The sequence below is a fragment of the Embleya scabrispora genome, assembly GCF_002024165.1.
GTDB classification, from domain to species: Bacteria; Actinomycetota; Actinomycetes; order Streptomycetales; family Streptomycetaceae; genus Embleya; species Embleya scabrispora_A.
On sequence record NZ_MWQN01000001.1, the window covers coordinates 6,278,322 to 6,298,240 of the forward strand.

36 protein-coding genes and 1 pseudogene are annotated in these 19,919 nt (G+C 70.2%); 36 read left to right on the forward strand and 1 reads right to left on the reverse strand.

Going from position 1 to position 19,919, the window contains the following annotated elements; all coding sequences use genetic code 11:
• The first annotated feature begins 133 nt into the window (after nt 1–133).
• The 16 genes from B4N89_RS27435 to B4N89_RS27510 all read left to right on the forward strand — a co-directional run bounded on the left by B4N89_RS27435 (nt 134) and on the right by B4N89_RS27510 (nt 7,975).
• Complete coding sequence (locus B4N89_RS27435; RefSeq protein WP_235618815.1) at nt 134–856, forward strand: helix-turn-helix transcriptional regulator; 723 nt, start codon at nt 134–136, stop codon at nt 854–856.
• Nucleotides 853–1,980, forward strand: a complete 1,128-nt coding sequence (locus tag B4N89_RS27440) for a hypothetical protein (RefSeq protein WP_078978452.1) — start codon at nt 853–855, stop codon at nt 1,978–1,980. Before B4N89_RS27435 ends, B4N89_RS27440 begins: the two co-directional genes overlap by 4 nt.
• Nucleotides 1,980–2,249 (forward strand): hypothetical protein, encoded by a 270-nt coding sequence (locus B4N89_RS27445; RefSeq protein ID WP_078978453.1) that lies wholly within the window; start codon nt 1,980–1,982, stop codon nt 2,247–2,249. Before B4N89_RS27440 ends, B4N89_RS27445 begins: the two co-directional genes overlap by 1 nt.
• Nucleotides 2,246–3,037, forward strand: a complete 792-nt coding sequence (locus B4N89_RS27450; RefSeq protein ID WP_078978454.1) for a hypothetical protein — start codon at nt 2,246–2,248, stop codon at nt 3,035–3,037. The genes B4N89_RS27445 and B4N89_RS27450 overlap by 4 nt, the downstream gene beginning before the upstream one ends.
• Nucleotides 3,034–3,354 carry a hypothetical protein gene (locus B4N89_RS27455; RefSeq protein WP_078978455.1) on the forward strand — a complete coding sequence of 107 codons (321 nt, stop codon included), beginning with the start codon at nt 3,034–3,036 and terminating at the stop codon, nt 3,352–3,354. The genes B4N89_RS27450 and B4N89_RS27455 overlap by 4 nt, the downstream gene beginning before the upstream one ends.
• A complete protein-coding gene (locus tag B4N89_RS27460; protein ID WP_078978456.1) occupies nt 3,351–3,599 on the forward strand; it encodes a hypothetical protein in 249 nt (82 codons plus the stop codon). The genes B4N89_RS27455 and B4N89_RS27460 overlap by 4 nt, the downstream gene beginning before the upstream one ends.
• On the forward strand, nt 3,596–4,849 hold the full coding sequence (locus B4N89_RS27465) for a hypothetical protein (RefSeq protein ID WP_078978457.1): 1,254 nt from the start codon (nt 3,596–3,598) through the stop codon (nt 4,847–4,849). Before B4N89_RS27460 ends, B4N89_RS27465 begins: the two co-directional genes overlap by 4 nt.
• Before the next feature lie 25 nt (nt 4,850–4,874).
• A complete protein-coding gene (locus B4N89_RS27470) occupies nt 4,875–5,108 on the forward strand; it encodes a hypothetical protein (protein WP_078978458.1) in 234 nt (77 codons plus the stop codon).
• 119 nt (nt 5,109–5,227) lie between these two features.
• Nucleotides 5,228–5,458 carry a hypothetical protein gene (locus B4N89_RS27475; protein ID WP_078978459.1) on the forward strand — a complete coding sequence of 77 codons (231 nt, stop codon included), beginning with the start codon at nt 5,228–5,230 and terminating at the stop codon, nt 5,456–5,458.
• Nucleotides 5,459–5,537: 79 nt separating this feature from the next.
• Nucleotides 5,538–5,741 carry a hypothetical protein gene (locus B4N89_RS27480; protein WP_078978460.1) on the forward strand — a complete coding sequence of 68 codons (204 nt, stop codon included), beginning with the start codon at nt 5,538–5,540 and terminating at the stop codon, nt 5,739–5,741.
• A 39-nt stretch (nt 5,742–5,780) separates the two neighbouring features.
• Nucleotides 5,781–6,095 (forward strand): hypothetical protein, encoded by a 315-nt coding sequence (locus B4N89_RS49120; protein ID WP_078978461.1) that lies wholly within the window; start codon nt 5,781–5,783, stop codon nt 6,093–6,095.
• A gap of 52 nt (nt 6,096–6,147) precedes the next feature.
• Nucleotides 6,148–6,381, forward strand: coding sequence for a hypothetical protein (locus B4N89_RS49125; protein ID WP_078978462.1), 234 nt, complete (start codon nt 6,148–6,150; stop codon nt 6,379–6,381).
• A complete protein-coding gene (locus tag B4N89_RS27495; protein ID WP_078978463.1) occupies nt 6,378–6,692 on the forward strand; it encodes a hypothetical protein in 315 nt (104 codons plus the stop codon). Before B4N89_RS49125 ends, B4N89_RS27495 begins: the two co-directional genes overlap by 4 nt.
• Nucleotides 6,693–6,877: 185 nt before the next feature.
• Entirely contained in the window at nt 6,878–7,252 is a 375-nt protein-coding gene (locus B4N89_RS27500; RefSeq protein WP_078978464.1) for a hypothetical protein, read from the forward strand.
• Entirely contained in the window at nt 7,249–7,584 is a 336-nt protein-coding gene (locus B4N89_RS27505; RefSeq protein ID WP_078978465.1) for a hypothetical protein, read from the forward strand. Before B4N89_RS27500 ends, B4N89_RS27505 begins: the two co-directional genes overlap by 4 nt.
• 166 nt (nt 7,585–7,750) lie before the next feature.
• Nucleotides 7,751–7,975, forward strand: a complete 225-nt coding sequence (locus tag B4N89_RS27510; RefSeq protein WP_078978466.1) for a hypothetical protein — start codon at nt 7,751–7,753, stop codon at nt 7,973–7,975.
• A gap of 17 nt (nt 7,976–7,992) precedes the next feature.
• Here the strand turns inward: B4N89_RS27510 and B4N89_RS50820 are convergent, their stop codons facing one another.
• Nucleotides 7,993–8,364, reverse strand: coding sequence for a hypothetical protein (locus tag B4N89_RS50820; protein ID WP_201261032.1), 372 nt, complete (start codon nt 8,362–8,364; stop codon nt 7,993–7,995).
• Here B4N89_RS50820 and B4N89_RS27520 point away from each other — a divergent pair.
• The 20 genes and pseudogenes from B4N89_RS27520 to B4N89_RS27595 all read left to right on the forward strand — a co-directional run bounded on the left by B4N89_RS27520 (nt 8,258) and on the right by B4N89_RS27595 (nt 19,913).
• A pseudogene (locus B4N89_RS27520) lies at nt 8,258–8,814 on the forward strand (single-stranded DNA-binding protein). The gene B4N89_RS50820 and the pseudogene B4N89_RS27520 overlap by 107 nt on opposite strands.
• A gap of 62 nt (nt 8,815–8,876) precedes the next feature.
• Entirely contained in the window at nt 8,877–9,221 is a 345-nt protein-coding gene (locus B4N89_RS27525; RefSeq protein ID WP_078978468.1) for a hypothetical protein, read from the forward strand.
• On the forward strand, nt 9,218–9,601 hold the full coding sequence (locus B4N89_RS27530; RefSeq protein ID WP_078978469.1) for a hypothetical protein: 384 nt from the start codon (nt 9,218–9,220) through the stop codon (nt 9,599–9,601). Before B4N89_RS27525 ends, B4N89_RS27530 begins: the two co-directional genes overlap by 4 nt.
• Nucleotides 9,598–9,816, forward strand: coding sequence for a hypothetical protein (locus tag B4N89_RS27535; RefSeq protein WP_078978470.1), 219 nt, complete (start codon nt 9,598–9,600; stop codon nt 9,814–9,816). Before B4N89_RS27530 ends, B4N89_RS27535 begins: the two co-directional genes overlap by 4 nt.
• Nucleotides 9,817–10,302: 486 nt before the next feature.
• Nucleotides 10,303–10,518, forward strand: a complete 216-nt coding sequence (locus B4N89_RS51690) for a hypothetical protein (RefSeq protein WP_235618816.1) — start codon at nt 10,303–10,305, stop codon at nt 10,516–10,518.
• A gap of 238 nt (nt 10,519–10,756) precedes the next feature.
• Entirely contained in the window at nt 10,757–11,392 is a 636-nt protein-coding gene (locus B4N89_RS27545) for a vWA domain-containing protein (RefSeq protein ID WP_078978472.1), read from the forward strand.
• Nucleotides 11,389–11,955 carry a 3'-5' exoribonuclease domain-containing protein gene (locus B4N89_RS27550; protein ID WP_078978473.1) on the forward strand — a complete coding sequence of 189 codons (567 nt, stop codon included), beginning with the start codon at nt 11,389–11,391 and terminating at the stop codon, nt 11,953–11,955. Before B4N89_RS27545 ends, B4N89_RS27550 begins: the two co-directional genes overlap by 4 nt.
• A gap of 41 nt (nt 11,956–11,996) precedes the next feature.
• Nucleotides 11,997–12,428: a response regulator transcription factor gene (locus tag B4N89_RS27555; protein WP_078978474.1), complete on the forward strand. Its 432-nt coding sequence runs from the start codon at nt 11,997–11,999 to the stop codon at nt 12,426–12,428.
• A 39-nt stretch (nt 12,429–12,467) separates the two neighbouring features.
• Nucleotides 12,468–13,247, forward strand: a complete 780-nt coding sequence (locus tag B4N89_RS27560) for a VWA domain-containing protein (protein ID WP_078978475.1) — start codon at nt 12,468–12,470, stop codon at nt 13,245–13,247.
• Nucleotides 13,244–13,771, forward strand: a complete 528-nt coding sequence (locus tag B4N89_RS27565; protein WP_078978476.1) for a hypothetical protein — start codon at nt 13,244–13,246, stop codon at nt 13,769–13,771. The genes B4N89_RS27560 and B4N89_RS27565 overlap by 4 nt, the downstream gene beginning before the upstream one ends.
• Before the next feature lie 19 nt (nt 13,772–13,790).
• Entirely contained in the window at nt 13,791–14,873 is a 1,083-nt protein-coding gene (locus B4N89_RS27570; RefSeq protein WP_078978477.1) for an RNA ligase (ATP), read from the forward strand.
• Nucleotides 14,870–15,466 carry a hypothetical protein gene (locus tag B4N89_RS49975; protein ID WP_161500830.1) on the forward strand — a complete coding sequence of 199 codons (597 nt, stop codon included), beginning with the start codon at nt 14,870–14,872 and terminating at the stop codon, nt 15,464–15,466. Before B4N89_RS27570 ends, B4N89_RS49975 begins: the two co-directional genes overlap by 4 nt.
• On the forward strand, nt 15,456–15,653 hold the full coding sequence (locus tag B4N89_RS49980; RefSeq protein ID WP_161500831.1) for a hypothetical protein: 198 nt from the start codon (nt 15,456–15,458) through the stop codon (nt 15,651–15,653). Before B4N89_RS49975 ends, B4N89_RS49980 begins: the two co-directional genes overlap by 11 nt.
• An 86-nt stretch (nt 15,654–15,739) precedes the next feature.
• On the forward strand, nt 15,740–15,913 hold the full coding sequence (locus B4N89_RS49985) for a hypothetical protein (protein WP_161500832.1): 174 nt from the start codon (nt 15,740–15,742) through the stop codon (nt 15,911–15,913).
• Nucleotides 15,910–16,728 carry a tRNA(His) guanylyltransferase Thg1 family protein gene (locus B4N89_RS49990; protein WP_161500833.1) on the forward strand — a complete coding sequence of 273 codons (819 nt, stop codon included), beginning with the start codon at nt 15,910–15,912 and terminating at the stop codon, nt 16,726–16,728. The genes B4N89_RS49985 and B4N89_RS49990 overlap by 4 nt, the downstream gene beginning before the upstream one ends.
• Nucleotides 16,725–17,951 carry a T4 RnlA family RNA ligase gene (locus B4N89_RS27580; RefSeq protein ID WP_235618817.1) on the forward strand — a complete coding sequence of 409 codons (1,227 nt, stop codon included), beginning with the start codon at nt 16,725–16,727 and terminating at the stop codon, nt 17,949–17,951. The genes B4N89_RS49990 and B4N89_RS27580 overlap by 4 nt, the downstream gene beginning before the upstream one ends.
• A gap of 5 nt (nt 17,952–17,956) precedes the next feature.
• Nucleotides 17,957–18,844 (forward strand): AAA family ATPase, encoded by an 888-nt coding sequence (locus tag B4N89_RS27585; protein WP_078979680.1) that lies wholly within the window; start codon nt 17,957–17,959, stop codon nt 18,842–18,844.
• A 24-nt stretch (nt 18,845–18,868) separates the two neighbouring features.
• Nucleotides 18,869–19,042, forward strand: coding sequence for a hypothetical protein (locus B4N89_RS49995; RefSeq protein WP_161500834.1), 174 nt, complete (start codon nt 18,869–18,871; stop codon nt 19,040–19,042).
• Nucleotides 19,039–19,422 (forward strand): DUF6915 family protein, encoded by a 384-nt coding sequence (locus B4N89_RS49130; protein WP_078978478.1) that lies wholly within the window; start codon nt 19,039–19,041, stop codon nt 19,420–19,422. The genes B4N89_RS49995 and B4N89_RS49130 overlap by 4 nt, the downstream gene beginning before the upstream one ends.
• A complete protein-coding gene (locus B4N89_RS27595) occupies nt 19,419–19,913 on the forward strand; it encodes a hypothetical protein (RefSeq protein WP_078978479.1) in 495 nt (164 codons plus the stop codon). Before B4N89_RS49130 ends, B4N89_RS27595 begins: the two co-directional genes overlap by 4 nt.
• Nucleotides 19,914–19,919 lie beyond the last annotated feature (6 nt).

The following is a 19,919-nucleotide window of genomic DNA, read 5'->3' on the forward strand; positions in this document are numbered from 1 at the left end:
GGCATGTGGTTGTGGTGGTTTCGGGTGAAGGCAGTGCGAAACGAGCGGAATCGGTGCATCGCCGCTGGTTGAGGTCCCTGCCGCGTGAGAAGCGAGTGCCCGTGATGTACGTCGTGGAGCGGTATGACGGCCGGTGGGCAGCGTTCTGCGAGGACGAGCGCTGCGCGCCGCATTGCGAGAAGGGTTCGCGACACTGCCTGGCCGTTACCCGATACAGGAGCAGCGCCAGAAGGGCCGTGGTCAGGCACCGCTGTTGGTTGCGGTCGGTGCCGCGTTTGGCTGCCCCGGAGGCGGTGCCGTGCGGGCCGGTGTGCGGCACGTGTGGTGGGCCGATCGCTGGCACGGTGGCGGGGGGTGCGGCATGTCGGTCGTGATGTCTCCGTTGCTGCGCTGTGACGGGCGTGAGAGCGCGGGCGTTCGGTGTTCGTCGGAGTTGGTGGCGCCGGTGTCCGCGCGCACGGCCGAGGAGGTGCGGGCGTTCGCGTCGGCGGTGGGTTCGGGCAAGCCGGACGAGGGCCTGGACTGGTGTCCCGAGTGTCGTGGGTGGCGTGTGGATTCGCTGGCGGGTGCTTCGCGTCCCGAGGTGCGTCCGCAGGAGTTGCAAGTGTTGCGGGGGATCGCCCGCGGACTGACGAACGGTCAGATCGGTAGGGAGTTGTTCATCACCGAAGAGACGGTGAAGGGCTACCTGAAACACCTGTACAAGGCGCTCGGGGTGAAGACGCGTGCAGCTGCGGTCGGGGTGGGATTCCGGGCCGGGCTGTTGACCCTCGACGACGAGGCGATCAGGCCGATGGGCTCGAAGCGCGAAGCAGGGCAGGCGTCGGTCGACGGCAGGACTCGGAGGGATTCATGACCGAGACCCATGGAACGGTCGACTCCGAGGTGGCGGTACCGCACTACGAGAAGTGGTCGACGGTGCCCCGATATTTGCTCACCCGTACCCAGCACGCCGAACTGGACCTGCCGCGCACCCCCTCCGGTCGGGTCGCTGCGAGGGTCACAGGGAAGGACTTCAAGGGCAAGCGAGCGACGTTCGATTTGTTCGACGTTCGAGAGTCGACGCCTACCCGCACCGGGGTGGCGAGGCTCCTGGCCTCCGATCCGGCGCTGTACACCTGCGGCCACTGCGGCGCCCACGACGAACGACCCACGAATGCCCGCCTGTACGGCAGTCCACTGCTGTGTTCGACGTGTTTCGACGCCGACAGGATCGCCGTCGCCCAGCAGCGGGCCCGCAATACCCGCGCGGACCAGACGACGTGGGCCCGCAAGGTGTTGGCAGATCCGTCGGCGGTCTGGGTCCACGTGCACAAGGAACCCCGGGTGCGGGCCGGTGACGGTGGTCCGAGGTGCCCGGTGTGGACGGTGACGGCCGTCGATGCCACGAGGGCCTGGGTGCTGCGGATGGTTGTGCGCCCGAATGGCGCCCGGGCGGCGAATGCTCCTGCGAGCGCCGTTGACGAGGCCACTGCGGCGAAGCGGATCGCGCGCAAGTTGGGCGGCCGTCGGATCGTCGCGTGGGACTACGCGCACGCCGAACCCCTGATCCGGTGGGCAAAACAAGGCGGCCGGCCCGTGGTTCACGACTTTCGCGATGCGCTCCACGATCGCCTTGTTGGGTGGCGCGGTCTTGTCGATCGCAGAGGCCACGTCGTTCACACCTGCGTGTCACCGGGCCGGGCGGACCGTCTCCTGGTGGCGACCGTCCGCATGGCGGAGATCACCAGCGCCGCCGACGACCACCGGGCCCTCCTCGTCGCCGACCCGGGAGCGACCGTCGTCGACATCGCCGGCCGCCCCGAAAGCGCCTTGCGGCTGCACGCGATCCTGCGGGCGGTCGGTGTGGTCGTCGGCGACGCCGAGCCCACGCTCGTCGAGGTACCCGACGCGGGGGGCATGGTCCGCTTGCGGATCCTGTGCCACCGCGACGGTGTGGTTCGTACCGGGCCCCTCGGCGACGCCACTGAGGATGCCTGATGGCCCGCACACCCGACGGCCGCCTCCGCACGCCCACCCCGGCGGAACTCAACCTCACCGACGTCGTGTCCGACGCCATCGCACGTGTCGCCGACGACCCCGACCACGAGGGCGACCCGTTCTGGCTCGCCGTCGCCGCCGTCTCCGCAGTCGTCGACCAGGGGTGGACACCCCCGCCGCCTGGATGGATCCCGCCCGCCAGGCCCGACATGCGCGGGCAGGGCGACCTGCTGACCGCCCCCACGCCCACCACCGGGAGCACACCGTGACCGACCAGCCGTACACCCAGGAGGACCTCCTCGCCGAGGCCACACGCCGGCGCCGCGACCGCACCACCTGGGACCTCGTCGACACCGTCATCCCCAGCACCGGCCTGTCCTGGGCGCACCTGTGCACGAAGGACTACTCGATCGCCGACGAGGAGATCCGCCGCCTCGTCCGGGGCGCCCCCGACCTGTCCGAGTGGGCGGTCGCCATGGGCGGCGACGGACTCCAGCCGTCCACCCACACGCTCAGCCTCCTCGGCGACGGCAAACACCCCTTTGGGCGGCTCCACTTCGCGTTCGAGGCGGACATGCCCGAGGACGCCCGCCGGGCCCTGATCGTTCTCGTCGGCGAAGCCCTCCAGGATGCCCTCGCCCAGAGGGTCCCGACCCGACTCACCACACACGGCCGCAGCCCGGCCGACAACCTGACGGAGCCCCAGCCGATGCCCGACCCCGAGCCTCCTGCCGACACCATCCGCCGGGCCGCCGACCTCATGCGCACCCGGGCTGCCGCAGCAACCCGCGGACCCTGGCTGTCCATGGATGGCGGCGACCGTCTCGTTCACGACCCCGGCCACGACTACGACCCGCCGGAGTACGTCGTCGACGAGCCGATGTCCTCGGCGGCGAATGCGGAGCACATTGCCGCGCTGCACCCGCTCGTCGCGGTCGCCATGGCGAACGTCCTGGAGCAGTTGGCCCGCAGCATCGACGAGTGCGACTTCTACGGCACGCCCGCTTCGGCGCTCGCCCTCGAGCTGGCGTACACCTACCTGGGGAGGGAGGCGTGACCGAACCCACTGCGGCGCCGATTGACCCGGGCGCGCTCCGGGCCGCCATCGACACCCTCAACGGTCCCTGCCGCACGAAGACCGATCTCGACGCCTCAGTGGCCGCCATCGACGTGCTCGACGGCGCCATGCCCACCGTCCTCGACCTGGTCGACCGGCTCACGGCCGAACGGGACCAGAAGGCCGCCGCTCTCGCCCGGGTTCTCGCCGAGTACGACGCGAGCTGGGCCGCAGCCGACTGCTACGGCGACGGTGACGTCGCGACCCGTGACCTCGTTGCCCGCATCCGCGCCGCCATCGAGGAGCCGACCCAGTGACCGACCGCATCGACGTGTACGACGGCCTGCTGAACGCCGGCTGGACCGAGAACTCCGAGGGCCACCTGCGCTTCGGCCGGGCCCTGTGGAGCCTGCTCGACGACGACGGCGAGTGCACGGTCGCGGTCGGCGGCGCCGCCCACGCCCCGGGGTGGAGTGTGTGGTTCCCGGCCGAGGTGCCCGACGCGATCGTTCTGGGAGTGGCCCGGGCTGCGATCGAACTGGCCAAGGCGGCGGGCCGATGACCGACCAGCCGAGCACCGAGCCGCTCGACCTCGACGCGATCCGGGCCGACCTGGCCGTCGTGACCTCGCGGATCCAACCGGACGGGATCGTCGAGTGGTTCGCAGCGAAAGCCCGCCTCGCGACCCACGTGTCCGCGCTGCTGGCCGCACTCGCCGACGCCGAACGGCGCGTCGCCCTCGCACAGCGCATCGCCCACCGCGACGACTACGACCTCGACGTCGACCTACCCGGCGTGATCGGCGACGGCCTGTGCGGGATCGACTGGGACGGCGACGACCACCCGCCGCAGTGGCTGGTCGATCGGGTCGTCGGGATCGTCCGGCCGCACCTGGCTCGGGCGACGGAGCGAGCCGAGTGGCGGGGGCTGGCGTGGCGGTCGGCCCGGGAGCGGGCCGTGCGGCTGCGGGCGGGGCTCGCCGAGGCCCGCGACGCCATGGACGAGGCGAGCAGCGCTCTGCTCCGCGCGGACGCGGTGGTCCTCGACGCGCGGGCCTGCATGCAGCGGCGGGCGGCCGACGAGGTGGATGCGCGGGCCGAGGGCCGGCAACTCCGGGCCGCACTCGCCGAGCGGGACGCCGAGATCGAGCGCCTGCGCACCACCGCCGTCGTGATCGGCCCCGGCCTGGGCGCCCTGACGGCGGACCTCGCCGGACGCGTGGCGGCGGAGATCGGACGCCGAGACGAGGCGGACGCGGATCCCGGGCGTGGGATGCCCACGCGGGGCGACTGGCGGCTGGCGCGGGACCGGACCCGGGCGGCCGAGCATGCGGCCGAGCGGCTGGAGGCCGAGCGGGACGAGGCGTGGGCCGACGCTGCCCGGCTGCGGTCGGCGTGGCGGTCCGCCTGGCGGGGCCGGCACGAGCTGCGGGCCGAGCACCGCGACGCCGTGGCCGTGGCCCGGTGGGCAGTCGCCGAGAACTACGCGCTCAAGCGCGCCGTGGGCTGGATGCGCGTCACCGACAAGCTCCCGGCCGCCGAGCCGCCGCTGTACCCGCCGATCGTCGAGTGGGTCGTCCAGGCCCACGAGCCGTGGAGCCGGTATGCAGCGGCGGACGGCTGGGTCAAGGACGGGGCGCCCTATGCCACCCGGGAGGAAGCCCACGCTCGGGCTACCCGGTGGCGTGCGCGCCCGGGTTCACCGGCGGTGCGGGTGCTCCGGGTGGAGTCGACGCACTGGCTCGATGGCCCACGCGCCCCCGAGAGCCCCGCAGACGCGCCCGACCCGTCCAACGACTCATGCCCGACATGAAAACCACACGGACCGGAGGAACTGCATGCCGAAGTACACGCTCCACCTCACGACTTGGGCCTCGACCTCAATCGACTTCGAGACCGACCTCACCGACCCGGCCGAGATCGAGGCTGCCTTCTGGGAGTCCAACCCGGACACGCCCAGCATCTGCGCGCAGTGCTCCGGCTGGGGGCGCGACACCAATCTCGAACTCGGCGACGAGTGGGAGATCGCCACGAATGACGACGTTCCGCTGATCGAGCCGGCGGACTCCTGAGCCGACGACAGGACCCAGCGGGCGGCGGAGGACGCCCGGCGCCCGCTGAGCCCGCAGACGGGCACACAGCCACACGCACGGGCCAACCACGGCCCGGCCGACGACAGGAGACAGCACCGATGACCGAGACCTGCGAGACCTGCACCAACCCCGAGATCTGCGAGCACTGCGACGGCGATGGAGCACCAGGGTGCTCCTGCGAGGGGGGCTACATCGTCCCGACCCACTGCTGCGACTGCGGCCAGAACGAATACCAATGCGTCTGCTGCCCCGGGCGGCACCCCGACGTCGGCACCTGCGACTGCGCGCTGACCGTCACCCGCGCCGACGGCACCACGTTCATCGTCTGACCTGCGCAGCCCGCCCCGCTGAACTCGGGGCGGGCCCGCACAGACCCTACCCACCAGCAGCCGACAGGAGACGCCACCGATGACCACACCCACCACCGCCGGCCAGTGGAACGCGCTCCACCCCGTCGGCACACCCGTCCACGCCTGGCCCGGATGCCGCGACGCCGAGCCCATGACCACCCGCACCCGCACGCCCGCCTGGACCCTCGGGCACGGCGCCCCCGTCGTCTCCGTCGAGGGCTACCCGGGCGGCATCAGCCTCACCCACATCGAACCCGCCTGACCTGCGCAGACCGTACCCACCAGCACGAAGGAGGCCCTCATGGGCTGGAGTTCAGCAGGCCACATCTTCGACCCCGTCGCCCGCGCGCTCATCGACACCGGAGTCGACGGACCCACCAAACGCAAAGTCCTCGGCGACCTGATCAAGAGGCTCCAGGACGGCGACTGGGACACCGAGGACGAATCGCTCGAGCAGTTCCTCGACGACCCCGACGTCGTCGCCGCGTTCGCCGACCACGGCATCCGCATGCAGGTCGACCCGGAAGCCGAACTCGCCGCCGCACGGGCCGAGATTGACGAGCTGCGCGGCCGCGTCGCCGAGCTGGAGCACCAGCTCGCCACCCGCGGCACCTGACCCAACCACCCGGCCGGGGCCACGCGCCCCGGCCCCACCACCGGAGACCACCATGACCCGCCGCGAGTACACCGTCCGCACGGTCGAGCACGCCATCGACGCCCGGCCACCCTGGGGCGCGACGTTCAGCGAAATCAGCAAGGCCCTTCGGTCCATCGAGACCGAATACCGCCAACTGCACGGCCTGACCGCCGACGCGTCCATCCCCGACGACGCCCTCACGATGTTCCCCGGCGACGACGAGCTGATCATCCGTTTCACGATCAAGGAGGCGGCGACGCGATGACCGAGCCCACCGTCCGCACCACCCGCCACGAGGTGTCGCTCCTGCCCGAAGGCGACATCAACGCCTACGCGTTCGCCGTCGAGGTCACCCGCAACCGACGCGGGACCTGGTCCGTGCTGAACGGCGGCCACTGTCTCGCGGACGGCGCCCCCGGTCACCCGGACGGAGGCCGCTGCCACATCGACCACCGCTACGACGAAGACACCGCCATCGAACTCGCCAAACGCATCGCGCCGCACGTCACCGTCATGGGGCTCACCGTCGCCGAGGCACTCGCCCGCGGCCAGGCCGAGGAGGCCGACCCGATATGACCGAGCCCACCACCGACCCGTCACCCCGCGCCTGCCCCTGCGCCATCGGGTGCTGCCCCATTCACACCCAGGCCGCACCCGTCGTCCACGAGCCCACCTGCATCTGCCCTCTCGACATGGCGAATTGCCCGGTCCACACGCGGTCCGCGTCCGTGACTTTCGCAATCACACCCGAGCACATGCCCATGATCCGGCTCCTCCTCGGGCGGCACACCGCCGACACGATCACCGACGACGCGCTCGACGCCCTGTACGCCGAGCGCGACCAACTCGCCGCCGCCGTGCAGCGCGTGCGGGACCTCGTCGCCGACATGCGGACCTGGCACACCCCCCGCGACATCGGCGTCAACTACGCCGACCGCATCCGGGCGGCACTCGACACCGACAGGCCGCTCGACCAACTGCGTCCGGACCCCCGGTTCAGCGGCGCGATCGGCCTGTTCGGCGCGATCAACGTTCCGATGCCGATGACCGCCGAGGAGTACGCCGGGATCGACGCGATGACGAAACGCCTCGCCCAGAAGGCGTGGGACGCCCTCGACAACCAGGAGCCGAAGTGACCACCCAGGACCGACGGAACGCCATCGACAGCCTCGACGTTGCACAACGACTGATCCACGAAGTTCCCGACCGGCCCATCCCCAGCGACCAAGCCACCGCCTTGTTCACCCGGGTCCAGGCATTCATCCAGGCCGCCGCCGTGCACGCTCTCCTGGACATCGCCGACTCCATCCGCGAGACCTACGCCCGAGCCGCCACCCCGGCCCCGCAAGCGACTGGCGGCCTCACCTGCGTCCACTGCGGTGCCGACTGCTCCTGCGGCTGGACCACGGACGACACCCCCAGGTTCGCGTGCCACCCGTCCTGCCCGCTGCCGCCCGCAGTGCCCTGACGCGCCGAGGGCCCGCGCTCGACCAGGGGAGTCCGGGAGCACGGGCCCATCGCCGGCCAGGGGGTGGGCCGGATCAGGGACGCTACGCCCGACCTGCGACAACCTCCATAGATAGATCATTTCGAGACCGGAACGAAACCGGACAGACATTACCCAGGAGGCGCCAATGCCGCCACTCCGCTACGGCTACACCGGCCTCGCGCCCTACAGCACGGACATCCCGCCATGTCCCAAATGCGGCCACACGCACACAGCCACGACCTACCGGACCGTCGGCGACTGCGATCACGAGAACATCGGCACCCTCGTGGGCGACTTCCCCAACGAGCGCTTGTGCCGGAGATGCACGAACTGCGGCTACGGCTGGGACGAGAAAACGCTGGACACCTAACACGGCGGCGGCCCCGGTCACCCGAGGGTCGCACGGTCCCGCCTCACACCCCGGACCGTACCGCCCAGGGAGCGCACCCCCCGCCCCACCACGGCGATCGGCAACGAAGTGAAGGCCGTCGTTGGGCCGGCGACCCCCTCCGGACGGGACCGGCGCAGGGCGAGCGAGACGACGACGTTCACGCGCGGATCCACCGTGGGCTTCGTGTCGGTCGGGTGGCCGAGCCTGACCACAACTCCGGGTTCTAGCCCGGTCATCGAAATCACAGGGAGGCCATAGGACATGGCAGGCGAAACCGTCATCACCATTGTTGGAAATCTGACCGCCGATGTGGAATTGCGCTTTACCCCCTCCGGTGCGGCCGTCGCGAGCTTCACCGTGGCGTCCACGCCGCGCACGTTCGACCGTCAGACGAACGAGTGGAAGGACGGCGAAGCGCTGTTCCTCCGCTGTTCGGCCTGGAAGCAGTTGGCCGAGAACGTGGCGGAATCCCTCCAGCGCGGCACGGGCGTCATCGTCCAGGGCCGGCTGAAGCAGCGGTCCTACGAGACCAAAGAGGGCGAGAAGCGCACCGTCGTGGAGCTCGAGGTCGACGAGATCGGCCCGACCCTGAAGTGGGCGACCGCCAAGGTCACCAAGGCGAGCCGCGGTGGCGGCGGCCAGGGTGGTTACGGCGGCGGTCAGCAGGGCGGCGGCTACGGCGGTCGTCCCCAGCAGGGCGGTGGCGCACCCGCCGACGACCCGTGGGCAACCCCCGCAGGGGGCGGCCAGCAGCAGGGCGGCGGCGCGGGGGTTGGGGTCCCCCGCCGGGCGGCTACGCGGACGAACCTCCGTTCTGAGCAGGAGTTCCGGAGGGGCGGCGCGCGCCGCCCCTCCTCGATCCGATCGAAGGAGAGCATCGGTGACCAAGCATCTGGTGTTGGAGAAGAAGGCCCAGCCCGACGAGACCGTGCGTTGCGGTCCGATGGCGCTCACCCCGCACGTTCGGGAGGACTATTGGATGTTCCGCGTGCGGCTGACTGCCGAGCAGGCGGTCGTCGCGTTCCCGAAGTTCCGTACCGTGGGTATCGGTTTCGCGGTCGAGACCGACTGGAACACGAACCTCCCGTATACCTGCGACGCCGTGAAGATCTACGAGCACATCGCGCACAACGTGGGGGACGATTCGATCACCCGCGAGGACTGCGTCGCGGCGATCCGCCTGCTCCAGGACGCCATCGAGGCTGGCGTCGCGGGCGCCGTATGATGCCCGACGACTACGACGCCCTGGAGGCGCAGGCCGTCGACGAGCCGGCGTTCTCGAACTCCGACGAGGGCTACGCCTGGATCGATGCGAACTGCGCGATCTGCGTGCACGAACTTCCCCCACGCGAGCGCCGAGACGGCGACGGCTGCCCCCTGATCCTCATCGCCTTGCTCGGCAAGCGGCCCCGACAGTGGTCCGACGGGCCACGCACGCCCGAGGGCCGCTACGCCATGGCGACGCAGTACGTGTGCAGCGAACAGCGCGACGAGCCTGCGGCGGACGAGCTGCGCCCGGTCCCGGTGATGGCCGGCCAGGGAGAACTTCTGCCTTGCGAGTCCGCAGCGCCGCGCCGTCCGGTCCGGGACGGAGGTTCGTCGTGAGCCTGCTCGTGTACGCCGTGGAAGCCGGACCCGATTCGACCTCGGTTGGTGACGACCTCGTCCACGCGTTCTGCTGCGATCCGGACCTCGGCCTGTGCGGCGAGGACCTGAGTGGTACGTCCTGGGCCGCGGACGACGACATCGATTGCGTTGTGTGCGCCGACCTGGAGGAGGCGGGGTGGCCGTGCGATCCGGACTGCCCGAGGGTGTCGTGACGCCGGGCCGGGACCTCGGCGCAGTACGTGTGATCGTGATGGGAGGCCGCGACTACGAGGAATGCGACGTCGTGATCCGCGGCCTCGTGCGCCTGCGATACGCCCATCCCGGGGCGACGTTGGTGGTCGTACAGGGGGAGTGTCCCACCGGGGCGGACCGTTGCGCCCGCACGTTCGTGACGCAGGCCCGCGCACGGTTCGGCTGGGACGTGGAAGGTGATCCGTTCCCGGCGGACTGGGACTCGTGCGGCGACGACTGCCCGACGCGACCGCATCGGGTGCGCCGCCACCCCCGGGACGTCGTGCACCCGGGTGTGCTCCCCACGTACTGCCCGGGGGCCGGGCCGCGAAGGAACGCGCTGATGGTCGCGGCCGGCGCCGACATTGCACACGCCTACCCCACGGCGAGGTCGCGCGGGACCTACAACTGCATGCGTCTCGCGAGCGCGGCGGGCATCCGGGTGGAGAAGTTCGCGGGGCCCGGCGGTGACCGCCGTCCTGATCCTGGCCGTCGTCTACGCGCTGGGCCTGTGCGGCCAGGTCGCGCTGGTGGTGTGGCTGCTGCGTACCGACGTGTGGTTCGGCACGATGGCGCGGATCAATCCCCGGGGCGTCGCGTTGGCCGGGGCGGTGTGGGCCGTGGCGTGGCCGGCCGTGGTGATCGCAGTCGTGCTGATTCGCTGGGCCGAGTCCAGGTCCTGAGCCCTGGAGCCGGCGGCACGCGGAACCTCCGCCAAAATAACTGCCAAAAAACATGACCAAATACTTGTGGTGGGCAGCCCTGTGACTCTCTAATGGTGGAGCGAGCAGAACAGGCCGACGGCCGGACGCGTGCCGGCCGCCCGCCCTTCACGCCACGAGATCCCTCGCCGCCGAACTCCGCGCCCCATGCCCGGGTTTCGTCGTGCCCGCCACCGGAGTCCTCCTCGATGGGAACCCCATGAGCAACCCGCCCACCCGTCACATCCTCGTCGTTCTCGACCGATCCGGCTCCATGGAGAACGTCCGCACCGACACCGAGGGCGGCCTGCGGGCATTCCTCGCCGAGCAGGCCGCGTCGCCCAGTACCGATGTCGTGACTCTCGTCCAGTTCGACTGCGAGATCGAGACGGTGTTCTCGGTCGTTCCCTTGGCGAACGTGCCGGAATTCCGCCTCGCGCCCCGATCCTCGACCGCGCTCCTGGATGCGATCGGCACGACCATCAACGGGGAGTCGGCACGCGTTGCCGCACTGGCCGAGGCGGACCGCCCGGACGAGACCGTGGTCGTCATCCTCACCGACGGTGCGGAGAACGCCTCCCGGGAGTACACCCTGACGCAGATCGAGAAGCTGATCGGGGAACGCCGCGACGAGGGCTGGGTGTTCGTGTTTCTCGGTGCCGATCAGGACGCGTTCGCGGTGTCCGGCCGCATGGGCATCGACCGGGACACCACCCTCAGCTATTCCGGCCGCAAGACGACGGGCTCCATGCGGACCGCCGGGACGATGATCTCCCGGGGCAGCGGAGGCGGCTCCTACACGTTCACCGACGACGAGCGCGCACAGACGATGCCGGAAAGCGAATCCGACCGGTGAGCGCCGTCGACTACGACTTCGAGTTCCTCGAGGACGGCCACACGATCCGGCCGATCAGCATCGGCATGGCCGCAGACGACGGCCGCGAATACTACGCCGTCGTCCGCAACGAGGACACCATGTACGCGGCCGTCCGCCACCAGTGGCTCCGCGCGAACGTCGTTCCTCACCTGCCGTTTCGGCGCGCCGACGTGAACGAATGCCCGGACGCGTGGGATTGGGCCGACGACCACCCGGACATGCACCGGGTCAAGCCCGTCGAGACGATCGCGAACGAGGTTCGCATCTTCCTCCAGGCGACGCCGGATCTCCACTTGTGGGCCTGGTACGGGGCATACGACCACGTCGCCCTGGCGCAGCTGTTCGGGGCCATGGTCGAACTGCCCGCAGGCATCCCCATGTGGACGAACGACACCCGGCAGGAATGCGCCCGACTCCGCTTGGACCCCGACGATCTTCCACGGCAGCCGTCCGACGTCCACCACGCCCTTGCCGACGCCCGCCACAACCGTGCGCGGCGCGAGTTCCTGCGGCGCCACGCCGCCGCTCTCGGACGTGCGTGACCACGCCGACCACCCGCCCCCATCGTCTCGGAGGCACCCGTATGGCCATCGAAACGGCCACCACCCATGCCCGCATCCGCGACGCGCTCCTCGACGGCGCGGACTTGCACCATCTGAACGTGACCGTGCGCGAGGTCGACGTCCTCGCAGCGATGGTCGATCTCGCCCTCAACGGCGGGAACGAGACGCGCGAAGGCCGCCTGCACGGTCGCGCCGTCGAGGTCCTGGCCGGTCTCGGCCGCGGCCTCTCCAACGCCGACATCGGCCGCGAGATGGGCCTGAACGAGGGGACCGTCCGCAAGTACGCCAGCGAGCTGTTCAAAACGCTCGGCGCCTGCAACCGCGGCCAGGCCGTGGTGCTCGGCCTGGCTTCCGGAGACCTCGACCTCGCCGAGTTGGCCGAGGCCATCGCCCGGGACAACCTCGCCGCCGAACACAGCCGCGGCGCTTCTCTGCGCGCCAGCGCCGCCTGACGTCCCACTGGCCTGCCCACATCACACCCGGGAGATCCCATGTTCTTCAGCAGCAGGAAAACCGCCGACCCGACTCCCGTCGTCCCCGCCGGCAGCCGGCCCGGTTCCGCCGCGCACTCCGGATCCGCCATCGACCTCACGAAGATCACCGCCACCGCACCCGCCCTCGTCGACCTGTACAAGAAGGCCGGCGTGTCGCTGAAGAAGCACGGCCTGGCGGGCGTTCGCGCGGCGGTGTACCTCGTCCTGGACCACTCCGGCAGCATGTTCGACTACTACGCCGACGGCACCGTGCAGGCCCTCGCGGAGCGGGTACTGGCCGCCGCCGCGCACTTCGACGACGACGGCACCGTGCCCGTGGTCCTCTTCGAGTCCCGCGCCCACCGGCCCGAGCCGATCGTGCTCGGCTCCCACCAGGGCCGAATCGCCGAACTCGCCGCCGACTGCCCCTGGGGCGGCACCGACTACGCCTGCGCCATCGACGCCGTGGTCAAGCACTACAAGGCGTCCGGTGCCACCGATCCGGCGTTCGTGATCTTCCAGACCGACGGCGCACCCGCTTCGAGGCCCGACGCCGAGAGCGCGCTGCGTCACGCCTCGACGCTGCCGATCTTCTGGCAGTTCGTCGGCTTCGGCTCCGAAGGACAGTTCGACTTCCTGCGCCGCCTCGACACCCTCCGCAATCGCGCCGTGGACAACGCGGGCTTCTTCGCGGCCGGGCCGGACCCGCGCGCCATGTCCGACACGGAACTCTACGACAAGCTCATGACCGAGTTCCCGCAGTGGCTGATCGACGCGCGCGCCGCAGGTGTCCTGTGAGGGATCCGGACACCCGCAATCCGCGACGTGGACACCATGCGTGGAAGGCGATCGTCACCGGGGCCCTGCTGGGCTCGGCCGCACAGTTCCTTCCGGTTCACGTCCACCTGGTCTTCCTTGCGATCTCGTTGTGCCTGATGTTCGGCGGCATCCTTCGGTCGGGGTGGCACGACCGCGGCAACTGCGACATCTGCATCCGCCACGCCCCGGTGGACGGCGCCGTCGAAGCATACGAACTGAGCCCGGTACTCGCTGTTTACCACCTGCTCCGAAAGCCTTGGTTCGTAGGTGCGTACATCACGTCCATACTCGCCGGGCTCATCGTCGTGGCGCTGTTCCAGGAATCCTGGGCGCGTTGGTTCTACCCAATGCCGCTGCTGTTCGTCGCGGCGACCGAAATCCTCGCGCGACTGCACGCCCCGGTCAGCCCATGGTGCTTCCGCTGCCACCCGAACGGCGGCGGAGGCGGCGGCCACGACGACATCGTCGACGACCCCACCCCGGCGTCCCCCGTTTCCCGCTGAGCCTCCGAAGGGCCTTGCCTTGTCCACTCTCCGCGTCACCGCCGAACGGCTGACCATCCACCCCCACCCCAACGCCGACGCGCTGGAGCTGGCACAGGTGGGGCTCTATCGCGCCGTCGTACCGAAGGGCACCTACACCACCGGCGACGCGGCGCTCTACATCCCCGAACAGGCCGTCGTTCCGGACCCGTTGATCGCGGAACTCGGACTGACGGGACGCCTCGCGGGTCCCGATCACAACCGCGTCCGCGCGATCCGCCTGCGCGGCGAACTCTCCCAGGGCATCGTGTGCCGCCCCGCCTCCCTGGCCGGCGTCGACCTCGAGGCAGCCGCGGCGGCCGGCACCGACTTCGCCGAACGACTGGGGGTCACCAAGTGGGTGCCGCCGATCCCCGTCCACATGAGCGGCGACGTCGTTCCGGCGCCGGATCTCCTGCGATGGATCGAGATCGAGAACATCCGGCGCCACCCCGGCCTTTTCACCCCCGGCGAGCACGTGATCGCCACCGAGAAGATCCACGGAACCGCCTGCCTCTACACCCACGTGGCCGCGACGGGGGAGGGGTTCGTGTCCTCCAAGGGCTTCGGCTCCAAGTCCCTGGCACTGGTCCGCAACGACCACAACCTGTACTGGCGGACCGTCCTCGCCCACGGCGTACCCGAGGTCGCCGCCTGCATCGCGAAGACACTCGGAGCGGAGCGAGTGGGAATCTTCGGTGAGGTGTACGGCGCCGGCGTCCAGGACCTGGCCTACGGCGTCGACGCGAAACAGGCAACGCCCGGGTACGCCGTGTTCGACGTCGCCCTCGCCCACGCGGAGGGGCGGCAGTGGTTGAGCGCTCACGTCCTGCCCTCTCTGCTGCGATGGAACGGCGAACTCCCCGTGGTTCCGCGCCTGTACGACGGGCCCTACGACGAAGCCACCCTGCTGGGGCTCGCCGAGGGCACCGAGACGATCTCGGGGACGTCGGCGCACGTGCGCGAGGGCATCGTCGTGCGGCCCTACTACGAGCGGCACAGCCCGATCCTCGGCGGCCGGGCCATCGGGAAGATCGTGTCCGAGGCGTACCTGACCCGCAAGGGCGGGACGGAATTCGAATGAGTGAGCCGGCGAAGCTCCATGCCGCCGTCCGCGAGGCGATCATCGCCACGGTCGGCGAACTCGCCCTGCCGATCACGGCCTACGACACCTCCTGCCTCGTCCAGGCCGTGACCACCGCGATCGGCCGCCACTACCGACCCCCGGCCGAGACGGCTACGCCCGCCCCGGGAAAGGCCACGGGCAAGGTTCTCGGGCCGATCCCGCACGGCACCGCCGCAGGCTACGGCCGAGAGGCATACCGCAAGCTCCCCCACTGCGACCCGTGCCGCAAGGCCATGGCCGCCGCCCAGGCCGAACGGCGCACCCGGCCACCCGAGGAACGCACCGGCCGCAAGGCCACCATGACCCTCGCGGAGATCGTCGCCGAGCGCACCACCCCCGAGGACGACCACCTCGTATGGGCGGGCGGCCAGGTGCGGTGGCAGGGGGAGAGGCTGACCGGCGCCCAGGCGGCCTGGAGCGTCCACCGCTCCCGGCCTTACGTCGGTTACATCCGGCGGACGTGCAAACGGTCCGACTGTGTGGCGCACCTAGCCGATCGGCGGGATCGGGAATTCGAGGACGCCGTCATGGGGACCGTTCATGCCGACTGATCCGACAGCCGAACTCAGGCAGGCCGCCCTTGAACTCGGCGCCGACGAACCCGTGGCACTCGCGATCGCGGCGTGGCTCGAAGGCGTGGCGGAACGCATGGGCGCGGGCGGCTGGGTCCTCCCGCCCGAACGCACCCACGCGCTCAAGATCGCCCGCGCCGTACTGCGCCGTTCCACTGCCTCCTGACGCAACGGGGCCCGCCTCACTGGGGGAGACGGGCCGCAACCACGTTACCCCGACTGCCGATCCCTTTGTCCCCTTTGGAGAAACCCGTGCTGCGCTTCGCACTCGGCGCCCTGGCCGGCACCCTGACCGGCGCCATCGTCGTCCACGTCACCGACCGCCCCGCCCTCGCCGTCCTGGTGGGCCTCGGTGTGGCCTGCGTGATCTGGGCCTGGCGTCTGGTGATCGACGCGATCGACGAGGTCCTGGACGTGCTGACGTGAGCGACAGCACCGCCCTGGGCGACCGCATGAAACGCCACGAGCAGGCCACCCGCACCGTCCTGCCGGCCCGCACATACACGGTGATCCGCGTCGACGGCCGCAGCTTCCACACCTACCTGCGTGGATGCACCAAACCGTTCGACGAGCGGTTCATGGCCGACATGGACCTCGTCGCCGAGGCCCTGTGCGCGGAGATCTCCGGCACGGTTCTCGCCTACACGCAATCCGACGAAGTCTCGGTCCTGTGCACCGACTTCCAGGCGGCGGGCACGCAGCCCTGGTTCGGCGGAGTCGTCGCCAAGCAGACCTCCATCGCCGCCTCGGTGGCCACCGCCGCCCTCAACGCCGCCCGCCCCGGCAAACGAGCCCTCTTCGACGCCCGCGTGTTCACCCTGCCGAACCCGATCGAAGTCGCGAACTACCTGATCTGGCGCCAGCGCGACGCCGTCCGCAACAGCATCTCCATGGCAGCCCAGGCCCACATCCCGCACAAACAACTCCACGGCGTCAACGCCAACCGCATGCAGGAAATTCTGTGGTCGAGGCACGGCATCAACTGGAACGACTACCCCGACGGGGCCAAACGCGGCCGGCTGACCCGCCGCCACACGGGCGAACGCGAAGTCACCTGGACACACCGGCACACCGGCGAGACGCACACCGAGACCGCGCTGCGTTCCCGGTGGGAGACCGCCGCCGCGCCGCACTTCACCACCGAGGCGGGCGGCTTCCTCGCCGAGGCCATCCCGCCCATTCCCCGGCTGAACACCGATCAGGAGACCTCGCCGGACGACCGACCCAAGGAGAATCCGTGACGTCCCTCCACGGCGACGGGTTCCGGGCCGAAACACCACCGGCCCGCTACGACGCCGGACCACCGGAAGGATGGTGGTACGGAACACGCTCCGTCCGAGGACCGCTGTGCCTGGCCGACCTGTTCCCGCTCGCGGACCTCGAAGCCGAGATCGCGAGCGGCCACGTCACCCGCAAGCGACACCCCGAACTCCCGCTGTCCATCCACACCTACGCCCCCGCGTGCCAGTACGAGAACCACTGGAACCCGGTCACGATGCGCTGCCGCGGGCTGGTAGCCGACGACAACGGGAGGATCGTTGCGCTGCCGTTCCCGAAGATCTTCCTGGCGTCCATGCACACCCAGGGCCACCCCTTCGCCCCGCCACTTCCCGCAGGGGCGCCGTTCGAGGTCTACGACAAGGTCGACGGCTCCCTCGGAATCGTGTTCCACTACGGCGGGCGCTGGCACGCCGCGACGAAGGGCTCGTTCTCCTCGGCGCAGGCCCTGTGGGCCCAGGCCCGCATCGACACGTCCGACACGGGGGACCTCGATCCCGCGGTGACGTACCTCGCCGAGATCGTCCACCCCGGAAACCGAATCGTCGTCGACTACGGCGAGTCCAAAGACCTCGTGCTGCTGGGCGCGTATCGCCCGTTCGACGGCACAGAAGTCGAACTTCGGGAAGTCGCACCGCACTGGTCGCGGATCGGCTCGGTCGTGCGCTCCTGGGGCAGCAGACAGTCCTTCGCCGCCCTTGACGGCCTGGAGGGGCTGGCCGCTGTGAACCACTCGATGGACGGCCGCCCCGTCTCGGGACTCGCAGCCGAGGGCTACGTCGTCCGCTTCGCGTCCGGACTCCGCGCGAAGATCAAATACGCGGACTACCTGACCCTGCACAAGCTCTACACCGGCACCAGCGAACGCACCGTATGGGAAGCCCTGGCCTCCGGCCGCGACATCGGCGAACTCTTCGACCGCATCCCCGACGAATTCCGCGACTGGGTCGACGACGTGGCGAACCGACTGACCGCCAGGGCCGACGCGTGGATCGCCAACGCCGTCGCGGCCCACAAGGCCATCGGCACCTGCCCCGACCGTCGCACATTCGCCGAACGCGCCAAGGACTCGCCGTACCGCGCCGCGCTGTTCATGCTCCTCGACGGCCGCGACATCCGCCCACTCGCCTGGAAGCAGGTCCGCCCCGCCGGCCCCACCGCATTCACGACCTCGGACCAGGAGTGACCACCATGCCCACCGTTCACCTCACCACGGGCCTGCCCGCCTCCGGCAAGACCGGCCTGGCCCGGGGCCTCGACGCGCTCCGGTTCAGCCTGGACGACTACCGGGCGATGATGCGCCGCGACAGGTCGACCTGGAACGGCGACCTGGAGAAGATCGCCGTCGAGGCGATGATCCGCTCCGCGCACGCCGCCGTCGAAGGCGGCCGCGACATCGTCGTCGACAACACCCACCTGACCGCGAACCTCCCCGGCAGATACAAGGACGCGTTCCCCACCGCGGTGTTCCGCGTGCACGACCTCATGGCCGTGCCCGTCGAGGAGTGCATCCGCCGCGACGCCGAACGCGAACAACCCGTCGGCGAGGACGTCATCCGCAACCTCCACGCCCGACACGTCAAGGCCACGCGCAACGGGTGGCGCCTGACCGACGCGTGGATGAACGACCGCCACACACCCGATCCGTACATCCCCGACACCAGCCTGCCCACGGCGGTTCTGTGCGACATCGACGGAACCCTCGCCCTGAACGAGAGCGGACGGGGACCCTACGACTTCCACCGGTGCGGGGAGGACACCGTCAACCGGGCCGTTGCCGACGAACTTGCCCTGCACGACCGCGCCAACCACATCATCGTCCTGCTCTCCGGCCGCGGCTCCGAGTACCGGCCCGAGACCGTCGCGTGGCTCGCAGCCCACGGCATCGCCTACGACGAACTGTGGATGCGCCCCCTGGGGGACTTCCGCCGCGACGACCTCGTCAAGGCCGAGCTGTTCGACAAGCACGTGCGCCACCGATTCGCCGTGCGCTTCACCCTCGACGACCGGGACCGCGTCGTGGCGCTGTGGCGCCGCATGGGAATCCCCACCTGGCAAGTCAACTACGGCGCGTTCTGATACGCCCCGACGAACGGAGCCGACGTGGACGACGTCGAACGGGTCCGCGACGTGGTCGCGTGGATCCGCGCCGAGGCGCGGAAGCGGCGATCGAGTTGCGTCCCCTGGTTGCAGATCGCCGACAAGATCGACCCCGACAAGGCCGGCGACCCGAACCACCGCGGCCTGCGCTCGTACTGGGATCAGGTGAGGGAGTGAACTCCTGGCATCACGCCCAGTCGTCCGCCCGCAAATGGGGCGGCGAACCCGACGTCTACCTGCCGATTCACGAACTGATCGACTCAAGCAAACGCGTGATCGGCGACGTCCGACACCGCTCGCTCTACCACCACACCGCCGGGGTCTGGCTTTGCCAGGAGGTGTTCGGCGTGACCCTCGACGTCCCCCGGCGACACGGCACACTCCGGGTCCCCGTGCGGCTCGTCGCCGAACAGCACGTCCTCGAAGACCTCGGATGGCTCCCCAGCCCCGCCGACTACCTCGACGGCATGCCCATCAAGCCCTGGATGTCCGGCAGCCGGCGCAAGTCCGTCCCCCTGTCCCACCTACTCCTCGACCCGCCCGGAGACCCCAAGTGAGCACCGAACACCGCACTTTCCTCGGCCTCGTCGTCAAAGGCGACATCACCCGAGGCAAACGTGCGGAGCAGCGGCCCCTCGAAGAACTCCAGCCGCTCCTCCAGGCCGTCCTCGACGACCCGACCATCATCGAGTTCGGGTGGCGGCAATACACCCCGTACTTCGCGGACGGCGATGTGTGCGAATTCGGCGTCCACGGACTCTGGTTCCGCACCGACATCGACGACGAGGACGCGAGCACGTGGGACCTGGAGGTCTTCGGGCACCCCAGCCTCGGCGAGGAGCCGGGTACTTGGGACGAAACCGCGAGGGACTACGTGGTCGGACCCTACGAAGGACCCGACAAGGCTCGGTACGAGCGCTGCCGCAACCTTGCATCCGCAATCACCGACAGCGCCTTCGAACACGTCCTGCTCGCGGCGTTCGGGGACCACGCCCAGGTGACGGTCCGCAAGGACGGCATCGAAGTCGAGACCTACGAACACGAATGACCCACG